Annotated in this window: 18 protein-coding genes; 10 read left to right on the forward strand and 8 right to left on the reverse strand. The window is 75.2% G+C overall.

The window, feature by feature from the left end:
- Nucleotides 1-44: 44 nt before the first annotated feature.
- From FHU37_RS05560 to FHU37_RS05570, 3 genes are all read left to right on the forward strand, one after another.
- Complete coding sequence (locus FHU37_RS05560) at nt 45-230, forward strand: hypothetical protein (protein ID WP_179813098.1); 186 nt, start codon at nt 45-47, stop codon at nt 228-230.
- A 149-nt stretch (nt 231-379) separates the two neighbouring features.
- Nucleotides 380-2,557: a UvrD-helicase domain-containing protein gene (locus FHU37_RS05565; RefSeq protein ID WP_179813099.1), complete on the forward strand. Its 2,178-nt coding sequence runs from the start codon at nt 380-382 to the stop codon at nt 2,555-2,557.
- A 46-nt stretch (nt 2,558-2,603) separates the two neighbouring features.
- Nucleotides 2,604-3,524, forward strand: coding sequence for a hypothetical protein (locus tag FHU37_RS05570; protein ID WP_179813100.1), 921 nt, complete (start codon nt 2,604-2,606; stop codon nt 3,522-3,524).
- A gap of 48 nt (nt 3,525-3,572) precedes the next feature.
- Here the strand turns inward: FHU37_RS05570 and FHU37_RS05575 are convergent, their stop codons facing one another.
- From FHU37_RS05575 to FHU37_RS05600, 6 genes are all read right to left on the reverse strand, one after another.
- A complete protein-coding gene (locus tag FHU37_RS05575; RefSeq protein WP_179813101.1) occupies nt 3,573-3,848 on the reverse strand; it encodes an isoamylase early set domain-containing protein in 276 nt (91 codons plus the stop codon).
- Between the two features lie 242 nt (nt 3,849-4,090).
- A complete protein-coding gene (locus tag FHU37_RS05580) occupies nt 4,091-4,792 on the reverse strand; it encodes a DNA-3-methyladenine glycosylase I (RefSeq protein WP_179813102.1) in 702 nt (233 codons plus the stop codon).
- Nucleotides 4,793-4,860: 68 nt separating this feature from the next.
- Nucleotides 4,861-5,385, reverse strand: a complete 525-nt coding sequence (locus tag FHU37_RS05585; RefSeq protein WP_179816045.1) for a DUF4383 domain-containing protein — start codon at nt 5,383-5,385, stop codon at nt 4,861-4,863.
- A gap of 131 nt (nt 5,386-5,516) precedes the next feature.
- Nucleotides 5,517-6,488, reverse strand: coding sequence for an anti-sigma factor RsbA family regulatory protein (locus FHU37_RS28885; RefSeq protein WP_179813103.1), 972 nt, complete (start codon nt 6,486-6,488; stop codon nt 5,517-5,519).
- Complete coding sequence (locus tag FHU37_RS05595; protein ID WP_179813104.1) at nt 6,485-6,856, reverse strand: STAS domain-containing protein; 372 nt, start codon at nt 6,854-6,856, stop codon at nt 6,485-6,487. Before FHU37_RS05595 ends, FHU37_RS28885 begins: the two co-directional genes overlap by 4 nt.
- 123 nt (nt 6,857-6,979) lie before the next feature.
- Complete coding sequence (locus FHU37_RS05600; RefSeq protein ID WP_179816046.1) at nt 6,980-9,064, reverse strand: catalase; 2,085 nt, start codon at nt 9,062-9,064, stop codon at nt 6,980-6,982.
- A gap of 241 nt (nt 9,065-9,305) precedes the next feature.
- Between FHU37_RS05600 and FHU37_RS05605 the strand changes: the two genes are divergently transcribed.
- The gene (locus FHU37_RS05605) at nt 9,306-10,274 is read left to right on the forward strand and encodes an LLM class F420-dependent oxidoreductase (RefSeq protein WP_179813105.1); all 969 of its coding nucleotides are present in this window, start codon (nt 9,306-9,308) and stop codon (nt 10,272-10,274) included.
- Between the two features lie 50 nt (nt 10,275-10,324).
- A complete protein-coding gene (locus FHU37_RS05610; protein WP_179813106.1) occupies nt 10,325-10,567 on the forward strand; it encodes a DUF6158 family protein in 243 nt (80 codons plus the stop codon).
- Nucleotides 10,568-10,723: 156 nt separating this feature from the next.
- On the opposite strand, the gene FHU37_RS05615 is transcribed toward FHU37_RS05610, so the two are convergent.
- Nucleotides 10,724-11,860, reverse strand: a complete 1,137-nt coding sequence (locus tag FHU37_RS05615; protein WP_179813107.1) for a baeRF2 domain-containing protein — start codon at nt 11,858-11,860, stop codon at nt 10,724-10,726.
- Nucleotides 11,861-12,083: 223 nt separating this feature from the next.
- Between FHU37_RS05615 and FHU37_RS05620 the strand changes: the two genes are divergently transcribed.
- From FHU37_RS05620 to FHU37_RS05640, 5 genes are all read left to right on the forward strand, one after another.
- Entirely contained in the window at nt 12,084-12,278 is a 195-nt protein-coding gene (locus FHU37_RS05620; RefSeq protein WP_179813108.1) for a DUF2795 domain-containing protein, read from the forward strand.
- A 57-nt stretch (nt 12,279-12,335) separates the two neighbouring features.
- On the forward strand, nt 12,336-12,827 hold the full coding sequence (locus FHU37_RS05625) for a hypothetical protein (RefSeq protein ID WP_179813109.1): 492 nt from the start codon (nt 12,336-12,338) through the stop codon (nt 12,825-12,827).
- Nucleotides 12,828-13,511, forward strand: coding sequence for an HAD family hydrolase (locus FHU37_RS05630; protein WP_179813110.1), 684 nt, complete (start codon nt 12,828-12,830; stop codon nt 13,509-13,511).
- Nucleotides 13,512-13,634: 123 nt separating this feature from the next.
- Nucleotides 13,635-14,069 carry a phage holin family protein gene (locus FHU37_RS05635; RefSeq protein WP_179813111.1) on the forward strand — a complete coding sequence of 145 codons (435 nt, stop codon included), beginning with the start codon at nt 13,635-13,637 and terminating at the stop codon, nt 14,067-14,069.
- The gene (locus tag FHU37_RS05640; protein WP_246449587.1) at nt 14,066-14,713 is read left to right on the forward strand and encodes a DUF3618 domain-containing protein; all 648 of its coding nucleotides are present in this window, start codon (nt 14,066-14,068) and stop codon (nt 14,711-14,713) included. The genes FHU37_RS05635 and FHU37_RS05640 overlap by 4 nt, the downstream gene beginning before the upstream one ends.
- 203 nt (nt 14,714-14,916) lie before the next feature.
- Here the strand turns inward: FHU37_RS05640 and FHU37_RS05645 are convergent, their stop codons facing one another.
- Nucleotides 14,917-15,789, reverse strand: coding sequence for a Rieske (2Fe-2S) protein (locus FHU37_RS05645; protein ID WP_179813112.1), 873 nt, complete (start codon nt 15,787-15,789; stop codon nt 14,917-14,919).
- Between the last annotated feature and the right edge of the window lie 164 nt (nt 15,790-15,953).

Genomic DNA, 15,953 nt, shown 5'->3' on the forward strand with positions numbered 1-15,953 from the left:
GCCCTCGGGGGACTCCGGGGGCGGGGGGAAGGAAACCTACCGTCATGATCAGTGTTCGCAGCGTTCGACGCCTGTTCGCGGTCGCCGTGGTCGTCGCCGGGCTGGTGCTCGGCGCCGGCGCCACCACCGCGCACGCGCAATCCGCCGCGGTCGACGCCGGCGGCGTCACCGAGACCCTCCTGCCGGCGGCCGTCCACGACGCCCTGCCGGCCCTGGAGCTCGCCGTGTAGCGGGCCCCCGAACCGGAGTGGTCGCGGCCCGCACCGTGGCGGCGTGCGGGCCGCGACCGCTCCACCCCCCACCGCGTGCCGCGCTGGCTAGGGTAGGGCCAGCCGGGCGCCCACCCGGACGGTGAACCGGAGCGGGAGGACGCCGGAGCATGCCCCAACTCGCCTTCGCCAGCTCCTTCTTCGAGGAGTACGAGCGCCTGGAGAAGACGGTCCGCAAGGGCGTGCGCGAGGTCATGGCCAAGTTCCAGGCGCTCACCGTCACCGAACTCCTCTCCGACCGCGGCCTGCGCCTCGAACAACTCGCCCGCGCCCGGGACCCGCGCATCCGCACCATCCGGATCAACCAGGCGTGGCGCGGCGTCGTCCTCGCCCCCGACGACGGCGGCGACACCTACGTCCTGCTCAAGGTCGCCCACCACGACAAGGCCAACGCCTGGGCCGTGCGGCACGTCGCGTCGGTGAACTCCGCCACGCGCGGCCTGGAGGTGCGCAACGTGGAGGCCCTGGAGACCCTCACCCCCACCTTCGAACGCACCGCCGGCGCCACCGCCACCCGCCTGCTCCAGGGCGTCTCCGACGCCGACCTGCGCCGGCTCGGCATCGACGACCACGTGCTGCGGGTCGCCCGCACCCTGGTCGACAAGGGCCAGCTGGAGGTCTTCGGCGCCTACCTGCCCGAGGACCAGTTCGAGGTGCTGCAGTTCCTCGCCGAGGGCTTCACCCCCGAGGAGGTCTGGCGGGACGTCGTCGCCGTCCGCCGGCCCACCGCGCCCGGACCCCACGACCCCGACGACCTCAGCACCGCCATCACCCACACCCGCAGCCGCATCGCCCTGGTCTCCGGCCCGCGCGAACTCCAGGACATCCTCACCAAACCGTTCGCCGCCTGGCGGATCTTCCTGCACCCCGCGCAGCGCCGGGTCGCCTACCGGCCGAGCTACGCCGGGCCGGCCCAGATCTCCGGCGGCCCCGGCACCGGCAAGACCGTCGTCGCACTCCACCGGGTCAGGCACCTGCTGGAGCGCCAGGGCGAGCGGGAGAGCCCCGAACGCGTACTGCTCACCACCTACACCAACGCGCTCGCCGCCGCGCTGCGGGAGTCCCTCGACTCGCTCGTCGACGACCCCCGACTGCTGCCACTGGTGGACGTGATCACGGTCAACACCCTCGCCCACCGCGTCGTCCGGCGCGCGACCGGCCGCACGCCCGAGATGGTGGACAGCCGCCAGGAGCGGCTGCGCTGGCAGCGCATCGCGGCCAAGCTGGAACTGCCCTGGTCGGAGCAGTTCCTGGCGCTGGAGTACCGGCACGTCGTCCTCGGACAGGGCGTCACCACCTCCGAGGAGTACCTGCGGGCCTCCCGCGCCGGACGCGGCAGCCGGCTGGGCCCGCTGCAACGCGCCCGGCTGTGGCGGGCGGTGGAGGAGTTCACCGGCGAACTCGCCGTGGAGGACCGGCGCACCTACCTGCAGATCTGCGAGGACGCCGCCCGACTGCTCGGCCGGCCCGGAACACCGCCCCCCTACCGGCACGTCGTGGTGGACGAGGCGCAGGACCTGCACCCGGCCCAGTGGCGGGTGCTCCGCGCGGCCGTCCCACCCGGCCCGGACGACCTGTTCATCGCCGGCGACCCGCACCAGCGCATCTACGACTGCCGGGTCTCGCTGCGCTCCCTCGGCATCAACGTCACCGGACGCTCCACCCGGCTGCGGATCAACTACCGCAGCACCGAGGAGATCCTGAGCTGGGCCACCGCCCTGCTCACCGGCGAGCGGATCGAGGACCTCGAAGGCGACGGCCGCGACGACCTGCTCGGCTACCGCTCCGCGCTGCGCGGGGAACGGCCGGTGCTGCGCGGCACCGCCTCGGTGACCGAGGAACTCGACGCGGTCGCCCGGCAGGTCCGCGCCTGGACGGAGGCGGACGTGCGCCCCGCCGAGATCGCCGTGGCGACGCGCTTCCACGACCACGGGGAACGGGTGCGGCAGCGCCTGGAGGCGGAGGGCATCCCCGTGGTCGCGCTGCGCGACGCCCCGCCGGCCGACGCCCCCGGCGTGCGGATCGCCACCATGCACGCCATGAAGGGCCTGGAGTTCCGCTGCGTGGCGGTCGCCGGGGTGACCGCGGCGGCCCTGCCCGCGCCCAAGGCGATCACCCCGCCCGAACTCGACCCGCTCCAGCACGAGGCCGACCTGCTGGCCGAACGCTGCCTGCTCTTCGTGGCCTGCACCCGCGCCCGGGAGGCGCTGCACGTCTCCTACAGCGGCACCCCCAGCCCCTTCCTGCCGCTGCCCGACACCGAATCCCGCGGCGGCGATGACCACTGACGCCGAATCGGCCGCGGCGCGCGCCGAATCCCGGTTGAATGCTGCGGTGAGCACGCGAAGCGGGATGGCAGTGGAAGACGTGCGGGCCGCGGCCGGCGAGCGGGCCTTCCGCACCGGACGGGGCCTGTGGGAGCAGGGCGCGGTGCTGGGGGCCGGGGCGGCCTACGGCGGCGCCTCGGCCGACGTCCGCCACGGTGGCCAGGAGTGGCAGGTCTGGGTCGGGGTGCGGTCCGGCCGGCCGGTGGGGGAGTGCGACTGCACCGGCGGCGAACTCGCCGAGACGCTCTGCCCGCACGCGGTCGCGGTCGCCCTCGCCGTGGCCGACCAGGAGATCGAGTTCCGTCCGCTGCCCGAACCGGAGCCGGCCCCGGCGCGCTCCGGCACGGCGGAGGAGGAGATGCGGGCGGTGGCCGCCTCACTGCCGCACGCCCGGCTCGCCGAACTGGTGGCCCGGCACGCCGTGCGGGACCGGCGGCTGTCCACCGACCTGCTGGCCGTGGCCGGGGCGCTGGGGGTGCCGGACGACGCCGAACTCGCCGGCGTGCGCCGGCTGGTGGAGGAGGCCGCCGCTCTGGTCGATGACGGCGGGGGCGGGGAACCGCACCGCCTCGCGGTGGCGGGTCGGCGGATCGTCGAGGAGCTGCGGGTGCTGACGGTGCGCCCGGCCGACTCGGCCGTGCTGGACCTGGTGGAGCGGGCGGTAAGCGTCTGGGGCGGCCTCGCGGCCTGCCTGAACGACGCCTGGGAGGTCTACGAGGAGGAGGCGGCGGAGATCGGCGGCACGCTGGCCGACGTCCACCTGGAGCTGTGCGAGCACCTCCGGCCCGATCCGGTGGAGCTCGGCCGGCGCCTCGCCGCCCTGGAGGGCGGCGACCACGAATGCTGCCTCGGAGCCCCGGGCCCCTACACCGGGCTGCTCGGCCCGGAAGGGCTGGCCGCCTACCGGGCGGCGCTGACCCGCTCCTGACGGGCCCGACCGCGGTGGGGCCGCGGGCACGCCCACGGCCCCGTCCGGTCAGAGCTTGATCACCGACCCCTGCGCGTCGATCAGGTCCGCCTGCTCCTCGTCGAACCAGACCCCGCCGGTCGCCAGGTAGCGGAAGCGGTGCGCGCCGGGGGAGAGGGTGACCGTGCAGCTGCGGGTGCCGTCGCGTCGCTGGACGAGCTCGTGGCGGCCCGGCTGCCAGGCGTTGAACTCACCGACGACGCTGACCGCCTCGAACGGTGTGCCGGCGGGCAGCCGGAAGGTGACGCGAGCCTTGCCGCCTGTCATGTAGGTGCGCGTGAGCATGGGGGGCTCCTGCGGAGTCTGGGACCGGAGGGAGACGTCGCGGCGCGCCCGGGCGGTTCGGGCGGCGGCGTGGGAAGCGCCCCTCGGACCGGGCACGGGCGTACGCGCTCCGGCAGGGTAACCCGACTCGGGGCACCATGGGGTGGCCGAACCGTGTCCATTCGGTGTCGGATCGTGATCAATCGGCGGGAGGCAACGGGAACCGGACGGCGCCGCCACGCCTTGGCGCGGCCCGGCGCCCGCTACCGGTCGCCCGGCACCCCGGTGCCCACCGTCCCCGCCGGCACCGGGGCCGCCGCCGAGACCGGCGCGGCGGGCGCGACCGGGGCGGCGGGCCGGGCCGCCGGCGCGGCCAGCTCCGCGTGCCGGAAGCAGTCGGTGGTGTGGGCGTTGACCAGCCCGGCCGCCGTGCGCAGGGACTCCACGATGACCGGCCCGACGAAACGGAACCCCCTGCGCCGCAGCTCCTTGCTCAACGCCTCGGAGGCCGCCGTGGCCGCCGGGACGTGCGCCACGTCGGGGTAGCCGGGCTGCTCCGGAACACCCCCGTTCGCGCCCCACACCAGCGCGTCCAGCCCACCGGCCTCCTCGCGCAGCCGCCGGGCGGCGCGCGCGTTGGTCAGCACCGAGGCGATCTTGGCGCGGTTGCGGATGATGCCGGAGTCCGCCAGCAGCTCCTCCACCCGGCTGTCCGGCCAGTCCGCGAGGATGTCCACGTCGAACCCGGCGAACGCCGCGCGGTACGCCTCCCGCCTGGTCAGGATCGTCAACCAGGACAGCCCGGCCTGGGCCCCCTCCAGACAGAGCCGCTCGAACAACCCGCGTTCGTCACGCACCGGGATCCCCCACTCGCGGTCGTGGTACTCGCGCATCAGCGCCGGGCCGCGGTTCGCCCAGGCGCAGCGCGGCAGGCCGTCGGATCCGTCCGCGTCGGTGGTCGGCATGGCAGTCCTCCTCGTCGCGGTGAACCCTATCCGGCCGCACCGACGACGCCGCCCGCGGCGGGCACCGCTCAGCCCCCACCCCCGGGCAGCTCGCCCCGGCCCGGGCCGTGCCGGCGCGCCTCGTCCTCGCGGGCCGCCTGCTCCGGGTGGCGGGACCGCCAGTACGGGTTGTCGTGCGGAAGGCCGCCGGTCACCCGCCCGTACATCCCGAACATCAGGATGAGCAGCCCCACCAGCCAGCTGAAGATGACGTTCGGCATGCGGAAGGCCAGCAGGTTCAGCGACGTCTCCATCACCGCGAGGTTGACGAAGCCGCTGACGATGAACAGCGCGCCGACCACCATGTTGGTCGTCGAGGCGGCGTTGCCGCCCACCACCCCGCCGGCGACCAGCACCAGCCCCACCACCACCGACACCGCGCTGAGCAGGCCGTTGCTGCTCAGGCCGGCGATCTCCCGGCCGTGGGTGTCGAAGAAGGCCACCCGGACCCAGAACCCCGTCACCCCGAAGCCGATCAGCAGCAGCCCCATCAGCGCCGCGCCGAACCGGTAGACCCGGGCCAGACGGTGGTCGGCCGGAAGGTGTTCCCCCATGAGCCTGACGCGTTGGAGTGCCTTGGAGGCCACGGCGCTCAACTCCTCGCGGAGGAGGGTGCGGGTTGACCGGTCTCCCAGCAGTCTCCGCCGGGCCCGGGGGACCCACAAGTCGTGCCGGCCCCCCCGCGCTACCCGTGGCGCACGTGCAGCCGCACCACGGTTCCCGTCCCGGCCGCCGAACGGATCTGGACCAGGTCGCACACCTGGTTCATCAGCCACACGCCGCGCCCCCCGTCCGCGCTGGCCGGCACCGGCGGCTCACGCCCGACCAGCGGCCGGTCGATGTGCCCGCCGTCGCGGACCTCGCACACCAGGGCGCCGTCCTCGGACCACATCCGCAGCAGCCCCTTCCCGCCGCCGTGCTCCAGGCTGTTGGCCGCCGCCTCGTTCACGGCCAGCACGAAGCCCTGCGCCCGCACCGGCGGCAGCGCCAGCTCGGCGGTACGGGCGGAGACCACGGCGCGCACCGCCGCCAGGTCACCGGGGCCGAAGGCCAGCTCCCGGGGGCGGGTCCGCGGCTCGGGCAGCACGTCCCCGTCCAGCGTGGCGGCCGCCCCCGCCCGCCCGTAGCTGTCGCTCACCTCGTGGGCGCCGGACCGCAGCAGGTGGCGGTGGCGGTGCCGGGCCTGCTCCACGACGTCACCCGGCAGCGCCCCGGTGTCGTACGGGCACATCAGCCACCACGCCGGGCCGTCCTCGAAGGCCGTGTTCAGCAGCCACTCGTGGTGCTGGCACTCGACGATCTCCGCCGGCGTGCGCCCCGCCCAGATCGGCTCCCCCACGCCGCGGAACGCGCGCCCCTCCGCCGTCCGCTCCCGCACCCACTCGTGCCACACCGGGATGATCCGCCCCGGGTTGCGCCCGACCTCCTCCATGTCGACGAAGACCACCCGGTCGGCGTCCGCGCCCAGCTCCGCCCGCAACCGCGCGACCTTCTCCGCGGTGACCGCCACCAGGACCGCCTCGTCCGCCCGCAGCGCGTCCCGGACGAACGCCGCCGTGCCCGCCGTGAACTCGGCCAGGCCCGAGTAGAGGAACGCCTCGTGGCGGAATCCGACGTGCGCCCCGGAACCGTGCGCGGCCAGGTTCACGTCGGTCACCGCTCTTCCTCCCGCGCCCAGATCAGGCCGGGGACCTCGCCCCAGCCGGCCAGCTCGAACAGCGTCCGCAGCGGCGCGGACGCACCGTGCAGCACCAGGCGTCCGCCACCGGGCAGCGACGCCGCCGCACGGGCCACCGTACGCATGCCGTGGACGTCCCAGAACACCAGACCGGCCACGTCGAGGTGGAGGTCACCCCCGTCCGCGCGGACACCGGCGGCCAGCGCCGCACGCACCGCGGCGCAGTTGTCCCGGTCCAGCTCACCGCTCAGCCGCAGCCCGTCCGGCGCGTACGTCCGCTGGATCCGCAGCGGCGCGTCCCGACGCCCCAGCCCCGTAGAGCCCGTGTCCGGATGAATGGTTCCCAAACCTTCCGCGGCACCCGGCCGCACCCCCAGGCAGCGGCCCCAACGACAGATGGCCGCAGTGTAGCGGCAGCCGGGGCGCCCGGGCCGCCGCGTCCACGCCCGGCCGCCCCGCGACCACCCCCCCTACGCGGCGATCCCCGGGCGGGCGAAGTGCCGGTGCGCCGCCACGGCGTCCATGAACAGGCGCAGGAAGTCCTCCGCCGGCGCCCCCGGAGCCGCCGCCGTCACCACACCGTGCTCCACCACCACGCCACCGGGGGCACCGTCCGCCGTCCGCAGCTCCGCCACCCCCGGCGCCGCCTCGGCCAGCAGCGCCACCCCGGCACCCAGCCCGCCCAGCGGCTTGGCGTGCTCGTACGCCTCCCGCACGAACCGCACCGCCAGCGGGTCGCCGGCCAGCGCCCGGCACGACGCCTCACCGCCCGGCACCACCACCGCGTCGTACAGCACGGACGCCATCGTGGACAGCGCCCGGGTCACCGGCACCTGCGCCCCCGCCTCCCCGGCCAGCATCCCGGCGCGCGGCCCCAGCAACTCCACCACCGCCCCGTGCTGGGCCAGCACCTGCCGCAGCCGCTCCGCCGCGCTCGCGTCCACGCCGTCCGCCGCCAGCACCGCGATCCGCCGGGTGGCGATCGTCGCCGGACTCCCACCCAGGTTGGCGATCGACAGCGCCGGGGAGGACAGCCCCACGTTCTCCCGGCCCGGCGAACTCGGCGGCACGACGCCGACGCCCTGCGCCACGGCCACCGCCAACTCGTGGTCGACCGAGTTCAGGTGCTCCACCACCCCCTCCCGGATGTGGATCCGCTCCACCTTCCCCAGCTCGAAGCGGAACGCCTGCACGATGTGCCGCTTCTCCCAGTCCGACATGCTGTTCCAGAACAGCGTGGCCTGGCTGTAGTGGTCCTGGAAGCTCTCGCTGCGCCTGCGGATCTTGTGCCCCTCGACCTTCTCCGCGTAGTGCGTGAAGGCGCCGCCGCCCGCCCCGGCCAGGGCCGGGCAGCCACCCCCCGTCGAGTTGGGGGAGTAGCTGGACCTCCCCGGGTAGACGGCGTACTGCCCGTAGCCGTCCCGGTGGTTGGTGCGGAACGGCACCACCGGGCGGTTCACCGGGATCTGGGCGAAGTTCGGCCCGCCCAGCCGGATCAGCTGGGTGTCCAGGTAGGAGAACAACCGGGCCTGCAGCAGCGGGTCGTTGGTGAAGTCGATGCCCGGCACGACGTTGCCGAGGTGGAACGCCACCTGCTCGGTCTCCGCGAAGAAGTTCCGCGGGTTGCGGTTGAGCACCATCCGGCCGATCGGCCGCACCGGCACCCGCTCCTCCGGAATGATCTTGGTGGCGTCCAGCAGGTCGAAGTCGAAGGCGAACTCGTCCGACTCCGGCACCAGCTGCACCCCCAGCTCCCACTCCGGGTACTGGCCGGCCTCGATGCAGTCCCACAGGTCCCGCCGGTTGAAGTCCGGATCCCGCCCCATGATCTGCTGCGCCTCGTCCCACACCAGCGAGTGGACCCCGAGGCGCGGCTTCCAGTGGAACTTCACGAACGTGCCGCGGCCCTCGGCGTTGACGAAGCGGAAGGTGTGCACCCCGAAGCCCTGCATGGTGCGGAAGCTGCGCGGGATCGCCCGGTCGGACATCAGCCACATCATCATGTGCATGGTCTCCGGCTGGAGCTGGACGAAGTCCCACAGGGTGTCGTGCGCCGAGGCCGCCTGCGGGATCTCCCGGTCCGGCTCCGGCTTCACCGCGTGCACGAAGTCCGGGAACTTGATGCCGTCCTGGATGAAGAACACCGGGATGTTGTTGCCGACCAGGTCGAAGTTGCCGGCCGAGGTGTAGAACTTCGTGGCGAAGCCACGCACGTCCCGCGGGGTGTCCCCGGAGCCGCGGGAGCCGGCCACCGTGGAGAAGCGCACGAACACCGGCGTGCGCACCGAGGGATCCTGGAGGAACGCGGCCGAGGTGTACTCGGCCAGCGACTCGTACGGCTCGAAGAAGCCGTACGCGCCGGCACCGCGCGCGTGCACCACCCGCTCCGGGATGCGCTCGTGGTCGAAGTGCGTGAGCTTCTCGCGGAAGTGGAAGTCCTCGATCAGCGTCGGACCCCGCTCGCCGACCTTCAGCGAGTTGTCGGTGTCGTCGACCCGCACGCCCTGGTCGGTGGTGAGGAACGTCCCCTCGGTCTCCAGGGTGAAGCCGTCCATCTGCGCCTGCTTCGGGTCCGGGCCGGCCCCGCCGAGCTCCCCGCCCTGCCCGCGCGCTCCACCCACACCGCCGCTGCCGGCCTGGTTCATCTGCGCCACCGTCTCCCTCTCACCCGTCGTGTGAAGTTCCGTGACACCCGGACGGGAGCGGCCCCGCCGGCGTGCGCCGGCGCCGCTACCCGGGCCCGCGCCACCCATGCGCGCGCGTTTGGTCGCGGATGGTGAGGGAAGCCGCCGGCGCATGGCGCACTACGGTTACACGATGCTGTGTGAGCAGGCCGGCCCCCGGCAGCTCGTCGAGGACCTCGTCCGCGCGGAGCGGGCCGGCTTCGACTTCTCGGTGATCTCCGACCACTACTTCCCGTGGATCGACGAACAGGGCCACTCGCCCTACGCCTGGTCGGTCCTCGGCGCCGCGGCGCAAGCCACCGAACGGATCGGGCTGATGACGTACGTCACCTGCCCGACCTTCCGCTACCACCCGGCGGTGGTGGCGCAGAAGGCGGCGACCGTGCAGCTGCTGTCGCAGGGACGCTTCACCCTCGGCGTCGGCGCCGGGGAGAACCTCAACGAGCACGTCATCGGCCAGGGCTGGCCGCCGGTCAACGTCCGCCACGAGAGGCTGGAGGAGGCGCTGCTGATCATCCACGCGCTCTTCCGCGGCGGTTACGTCAACCACCACGGCACCCACTACCGCGTCGACTCCGCCAAGCTGTGGGACCTGCCCGACCCGGTGCCGCCGATCGCCGTGGCCGTCTCCGGCCGGCAGTCCTGCGAACTGGCCGGCCGCCTGGGCGACGCCGTGGTCGCCACCGAGGCCGACCGCTCCCTGATCGAGATGTTCGACGACGCCGGCGGCGCCGGCAAACCCCGGATCGGCCAGCTCCCGGTCTCCTACGACCCCGATCCGGAACGCGCCAGGGAGCGGGCGCACCGCTACTTCCGGTGGTTCGGCGGCGGCTGGAAGGTGATGTCGGAGCTGCCGGGGACGGCCGCGTTCGCCGCCGCCTCCCAGTTCACCCGGCCGGAGGACGTCGCGGAGACCATCCCGTGCGGCAACGACGTGCAACTGTTCGTCGACCGCGTCAAGCCCTACGTGGACGCCGGCTTCACCCACGTGGCCCTGGTCCAGGCCGGCGCCGACGCCCAGGAGGCGTTCACCGAGTGGGCCGAGGCCGAGCTGCTGCCCGCGCTGCGGGGACTCGGCTGAGCGGCGGACGGATTCGCCGGGACACCGAAGCGAGGACGAGGAGTGGTGAGATGACGGAGCGACACCCGCACGGCGTGGACCCCGCCGAGCTGGAGGACGCGGTCCTCATGCACGAGCTGGCCCACCTGCACGCCACCCGGCACGACACCTTCCTGCACGGCTCCGACGACGCCCTGGACCGCCACACCGAACGCACCGCGGAGCTGGAGCAGGAGTACCTGCGCCGCCACCCCCACCGGCAGGTCACCCGGGGCCGCACCCGCGAGGGCGCCCGGGCCCGCGAGATCCACTGACCCGGCGGCCACCGACCGGGGCGGCAACGCCGCGGGCGGGGACCCGGACGGACCGGGCGGGGCGGGGAGCGGGCGGGGCGGGGCCCGGGCGACGAGGAGCACGTCCTCCACCGCCCGGGCCCCGCCCCGCTCCGGCGCCCCGGGGTGGACCCGGTGTCAGGCGGAGCCCGTCAGGTGTGGCTGGGCGGCCCCGCGCAGCAGCGCCCCGCAGCCGTCCCGCGCCGGCGCCTCCGACGACGGCACCAGCACCACCTCCGCCTCGGTGACCGCCAGCGCGCGGATCAGCGCGTCCTCCGCCCTGGCCGGGGAGGCGTCGGCGCCCAGCGCCAGCATCGCGTCCCGGTCGGCCGCCACCATGTCCGGCGCCGTCCCCACCCACACCTCGTGGGTGGCCGCGTCACCACCGGGCTGCAGCAGCAGCGTGGCCACCCGGTGCTGCACGGCGGCGTCCAGCACCTCCGTCAGCCCCTGCGCGGCGTTCCCGCTGCCCGCCGCGTTGCGGAAGTCGTCCACCGCCGAGAGCATCCGCTCCACCGCCACGTGGTGCACCGCCGCCATCACCTGCTCGTCCAGCGACGCCTCGGAGCTGCCCGCCGCCCGACCGCCCCGGTCGGTCTCCACGGCCAGGCGCCGCAGCTCCTCCGGCAGCCGGGCCAGCAGGGCGTGCCGCGCCCGCACGTCGCCGGCCACCACCAGGACCTCGGCGCCGCTGCGGCGCCACAGGTCGGTGAGGTCCTCGGCGATCGCCTGCGCGTTGTGCTGCCAGGTGTTCTCGGCGCTGCGCTGGTAACGCGCCTCGGACCAGCCGCCGGCGCGCACCTTGGTCAGCGGCCAGCGCTCCCCCTCGGTGCTGCCGGCCGGCCGCCGCCCGTGCAGCGTGCGGACCTCGAAGTCGGCGCCGGTGCGGTCCACCCGGGCCACCAGGCATACCGGGTCCTCCCCCCACTGGGCGATCAGCGGCGTCAGGTGCGGCAGCCGACCCCACGAGGCGATGCCCGGATCGGTGGCCGGCGGGGCGGCCATCGGCTCGTCCAGCAGCAGCTGCTTCCCGGAGGCGACCATCGCGCGTCCCGGGAACGCCCCGAACTCCTCCGGGGCGAGGTCGGTCACCGCGTCGATGAGGGTGCGCCGCACGGTGGCGTCGGCGCCCTGGGCGGCGAGCTGGTCGGCCAGGTCACGGATGCGCAGGGCGCGGCGGCGGTTGGCGTCCTCGGAGTCACCGGAGACGTCCAGGTAGACGGTGGCGAACGGCCCGGGATGGTCGTACAGCGGTCGGAGGCTTCCCAGTTTCATGGCAATCCGATCTCGCGGGGATAAGGGCCGCGGGGACGGCCGCCCGTCCCCGGGAACACCGTCGCCGGGTACCCGCGCGGCCGGGCGCCAAACGGCGGCCCGCACCGCCCGCGATCCCCCGGTCGCCCCACCCGCCGGCCCCGCGCCCGGCGCATGGGGCGACCCGATTGGGGTAGGGCGCGGGACGCCCACGCGACGGAACACGACACAGAAGGAGCCCGCCATGGCGAGCGACAAGCCGAACCCCATCGAACTGCAGAAGGCCCTGGGCGGCGTCGACTACCCGGCGAGCAAGCAGGACATCGTGGACAAGGCCGAGAGCAGCGGCGCGAGCGAGACCGTCCTGAACAGCCTGCGCGCGCTGCCCGACGGCGAGTACGACGGCCCGGACAAGGTGCAGAAGGCCGCCTTCCGCTGACGCCGGGCCCCGGCAGGGTGGGGTCGAATCCGTCCAGCGCGATCCGAGGAGGCAGGCATGCGACGGGACGACGAACCGGGCGGCGACGCCCGGAGCCCGCAGGAGCAGGAGCAGGAACGGGAGCGGGAACCGGAGCGGCGGGACCGCGCGGAGGGCGCGGCAGCCGAGGAGCCGCCCCGCTCCGCCGTGTCCGGCGGCTTCCTGCACAACATGGGGGGCGACATGGGCGACGCCCAGATGGTCCGCCCCAACGCCCCCGGCGACAGCGCCCGGCCCGACGCGCCCGGCCGGGGCGGCGAGCGCCGCGCCGAGCCGTCACCCATCGGCGTGTCCGGCACGCCCAACGTGGCCGGCGGCGACGACGAGCAGCAGGAACGGGCCGGATCCGCGGGGCAGGGCCCCGACCCGGCGATGCTCGCCCGCGAGGACGAGGAGCGCACCGGCCGGCCGGTGGGCCGCGAGATCGACCCCGGCGACCGGGAGACCGGCCGCGGGGCGGACGGGGAGACCGAGGCCCGGCTCCGCCAGAAGCGGGAGGGCGGCCCCTAGATGGCGACCCTGCTCGCGGATCCGTCGGTCACGGCGGTGATCTTCGACGTCGACGGCACGCTGGTGGACACCAACTACCTGCACGCCGTCGCCTGGGGCGAGGCCATGCGGCAGCACGGCCACCCGGTGCCCATGTGGGTCGTCCACCGGGCGGTCGGCATGGGGTCGGACCGGCTGCTCGACGCCGTGCTGCCCGCCGACCGGGACCGCTCCGCCGACGACGCCATCCGCGCCGCGCACGGCACCCTGTACGCCACCTGGTGGGGACGGCTGAATCCGGTGCCCGGCGCCGCCGCCCTGCTGCGCGCCTGCGCCGGCCGCGGCCTGCGGGTCGTGCTCTCCAGCAGCGCCCAGGCGGCCGAACTGGCCGCGATGCGGGCGGCCCTCGACGCGGACGACGCGGTCGCCGGCGCGACCAGCTCGGGCGACGTCGAGCAGTCCAAACCGGCCCCCGACCTGGTCCGGGCGGCGCTCGACCTGGCCGGCAGCCTGCCCCAGGACACCGTGTTCGTCGGTGACACGGTGTGGGACGCGCGGGCCTGCGCCCAACTGGAGGTGCCCTTCATCGGCGTGCTGACCGGCGGCATCTCGCTGCGTGAGCTGGTCGACGCCGGAGCCCAGGAGATCTACCGGGACCCGGCCGAGCTGCTGGAACGGCTGAACGCCTCCGACGGCGCGCGGTGAGACCGGGCCGCCGGGCGGTCCGGCGGGCACGCGGGCGTCGGTTTTCCTTCGATTAGTCATATCGCGTCCGGGTATTCGCGGGTCCATCGCGGATTCCGAGCGGATTCCGAGGAGGCGAGGAGCATGTCCGTCGATACACGTCCGCACACCGGGGTGACCGCCGCCCCACCACGGTCGGACGCCTCGACCGCCGAGCTGATCAAGCAGGCGTCGGGCCAGCTGTCCCACCTGGTGCGCCAGGAGATGCGGTTGGCCACCGCCGAACTCGCCCAGAAGAGGCGTGCGGCGGGCAAGGGCGCCTCACTGATGGGCGCGGGCGGGGTGCTGGCCTTCTACGGCGGTGCCGCGCTGATCGGCACCGTGATCCTGGCCCTGGCGCTGGTCTGGCCGGCCTGGCTGGCCGCGCTGGTGGTCGGTGTCTTCCTGCTGCTCGTCGCCGGGGTGCTGGCCCTGGCCGGCCGGGCGAGCATGCGGCGCGCCGCGTCGCCGGTGCCGGGACGGGCGGTGGACAGCCTCCGGCAGGACGTCGCCGAACTCAGGGAGAGGACGCACCGTTGACGATCCATCGACACGACCCGGCCATCACCCGGGTGAACGGCACCGGCGGGGCGAACCTGGGCACCGCCTCGGCGGCGACCGGCGACACCGCGGCCGGCCGGGCGGACGATCCCGACGCCATCCGCCGCGACATCGAGCGGACCAGGGCGGAACTCGGCGACACGGTCGAGGCGCTGGCCAGCAAGGCCCACGTCACCGACCGCCTGCGCGGGCGCGCGGCCGGCGCCGGGCGGCGTGCCCGCGACCGTGCCTCGGCCGCGGGGGAGCGGGTGGGCGCCGCCGGACAGCGGATCAGCGAGGTCGCGCCGGGCGCGCTGGGGCGGACACCGGGGCGTGGCCTCGCCCCGCTGATCGGCGCCGGGCTCGCCGCGGCGGTGGTCGGCGCCCTGCTGGTCCGCCGGCGCGCCCGGAGCGGGCGGGGTGGGCGGGGCGCCGGCATGGCGCGGCACCGGCCGGAACGGGCCAGGGCACGGCGCTCCGTGCCGGCCGGGCCGTTCCCGACCGGACGGCACGCCATGGGACGCCTCGCCTCCGGGCGGTACGGCGCGGTCCCGCGCGCGGCCACCCTCCCAACGGCAGTCCGCCGGATGGCGCCCCGGCGGATGGCGGCCCGACGCGGGCCGGTGCGCCGTGGCCGGTGGTGAACCGGGGCGCCGCCCCACACACCACCGTCCGGCACCAACCACCGCGCCCGGTGCTCCGCCCCCTCCCTCCACGGCGGGCGGGCGGAGCACCGGGCGTTCTACACGCCATGACACGCCTCCCCGGTCGGCCGCGCCCCGGGGCGCCGTCGCCCCCCCCGGGGCCCCGACCCCCGGGCCGTCGCACCGTCGCCCGGCCCCCGCCCTCACTCCGGCAGCCGCACCTCCAGCCGGCCGTCGACCACGCGGGTCTGGAACACCGGCTGCGGGGCGATGGCCGGGCCGCTCACCACGGCGCCGTCGGCCAGCCGGAAGGTGCTGCCGTGCCAGGGACACGTCACGCAGCCGTCCGCCACGTCCAGCTCACCGTCCGGCAGCGGGCCGGACAGGTGGCTGCACCTGCCGGCCAGGACGGACGCCTGCTCGCCGTGACGCACCACCAGCAGGGCGGTCTCGCCCAGCATCCGCCGCTCCGGCCGGTCCTCGGCCAGGTCCGCGAGCGGCCCCAGGTCCTGCCAGCCACCCGGCACCACGTAGGGCACCTCCTCGGCGTGGTTGACCCCGCTGGCCTGCCGGGAGACCAGGTGCCCGCCGATCATCCCGCCGAGCGACACCGCCGTCAGCCCCGCCATCGCCAGGACCCGACCCAGCGGCCCGCGACCGGCCCGGCGCGCCAGGTAGGAGGCGGCGTACAGGCTGATCGCCAGGCCGTTGGTGGAGGCGTGCACCAGGCCGACCCGCAGCTGCGGCTGGTGCTGCTCGGCCCAGTCCACCCAGCCGGCCACGGCGGCCGGAGCCGCCGCCAGCACCCCCAGGCCCACCAGCCGGCGCGCCGCGTCGGAGTGCTCGGGGCGGCGCGACAGGTCCAGTGCGGCGGCCGACATCCAGGCCCCGATGGGCAACTGCACCAGCGCCGGATGGAGGGCGTGCCCCAGCGGAACACCGTGCAGCACGTCGCGCGTGCGCTGCCCCAGCGGCACCGCCCGCACCCACCCCCGCACCTTCGCCACGGCCGGATCCAGGACCTGCGCCCGCTCCCAGCGGGTCGCCCCGGTGAACATGTCAGTGAAGTTGACCATGGCCGGGCGAGTTGCCCCGTGGCGCCGACCGAAACCTGCGCCACGCCGGAACCAGCCACCCGCCCGGCCGCCCGCCCGTGTGCCAGGGCCGTCCCGTGCCCCAGGCCCGTCCCGTTTCCGAACCCGCCCCGTCCCCGAACCCGGCGCGCCCGCCCCGTGTGATG

This window comes from Allostreptomyces psammosilenae (genome assembly GCF_013407765.1).
In the GTDB taxonomy this organism is placed as follows: Bacteria; Actinomycetota; Actinomycetes; order Streptomycetales; family Streptomycetaceae; genus Allostreptomyces; species Allostreptomyces psammosilenae.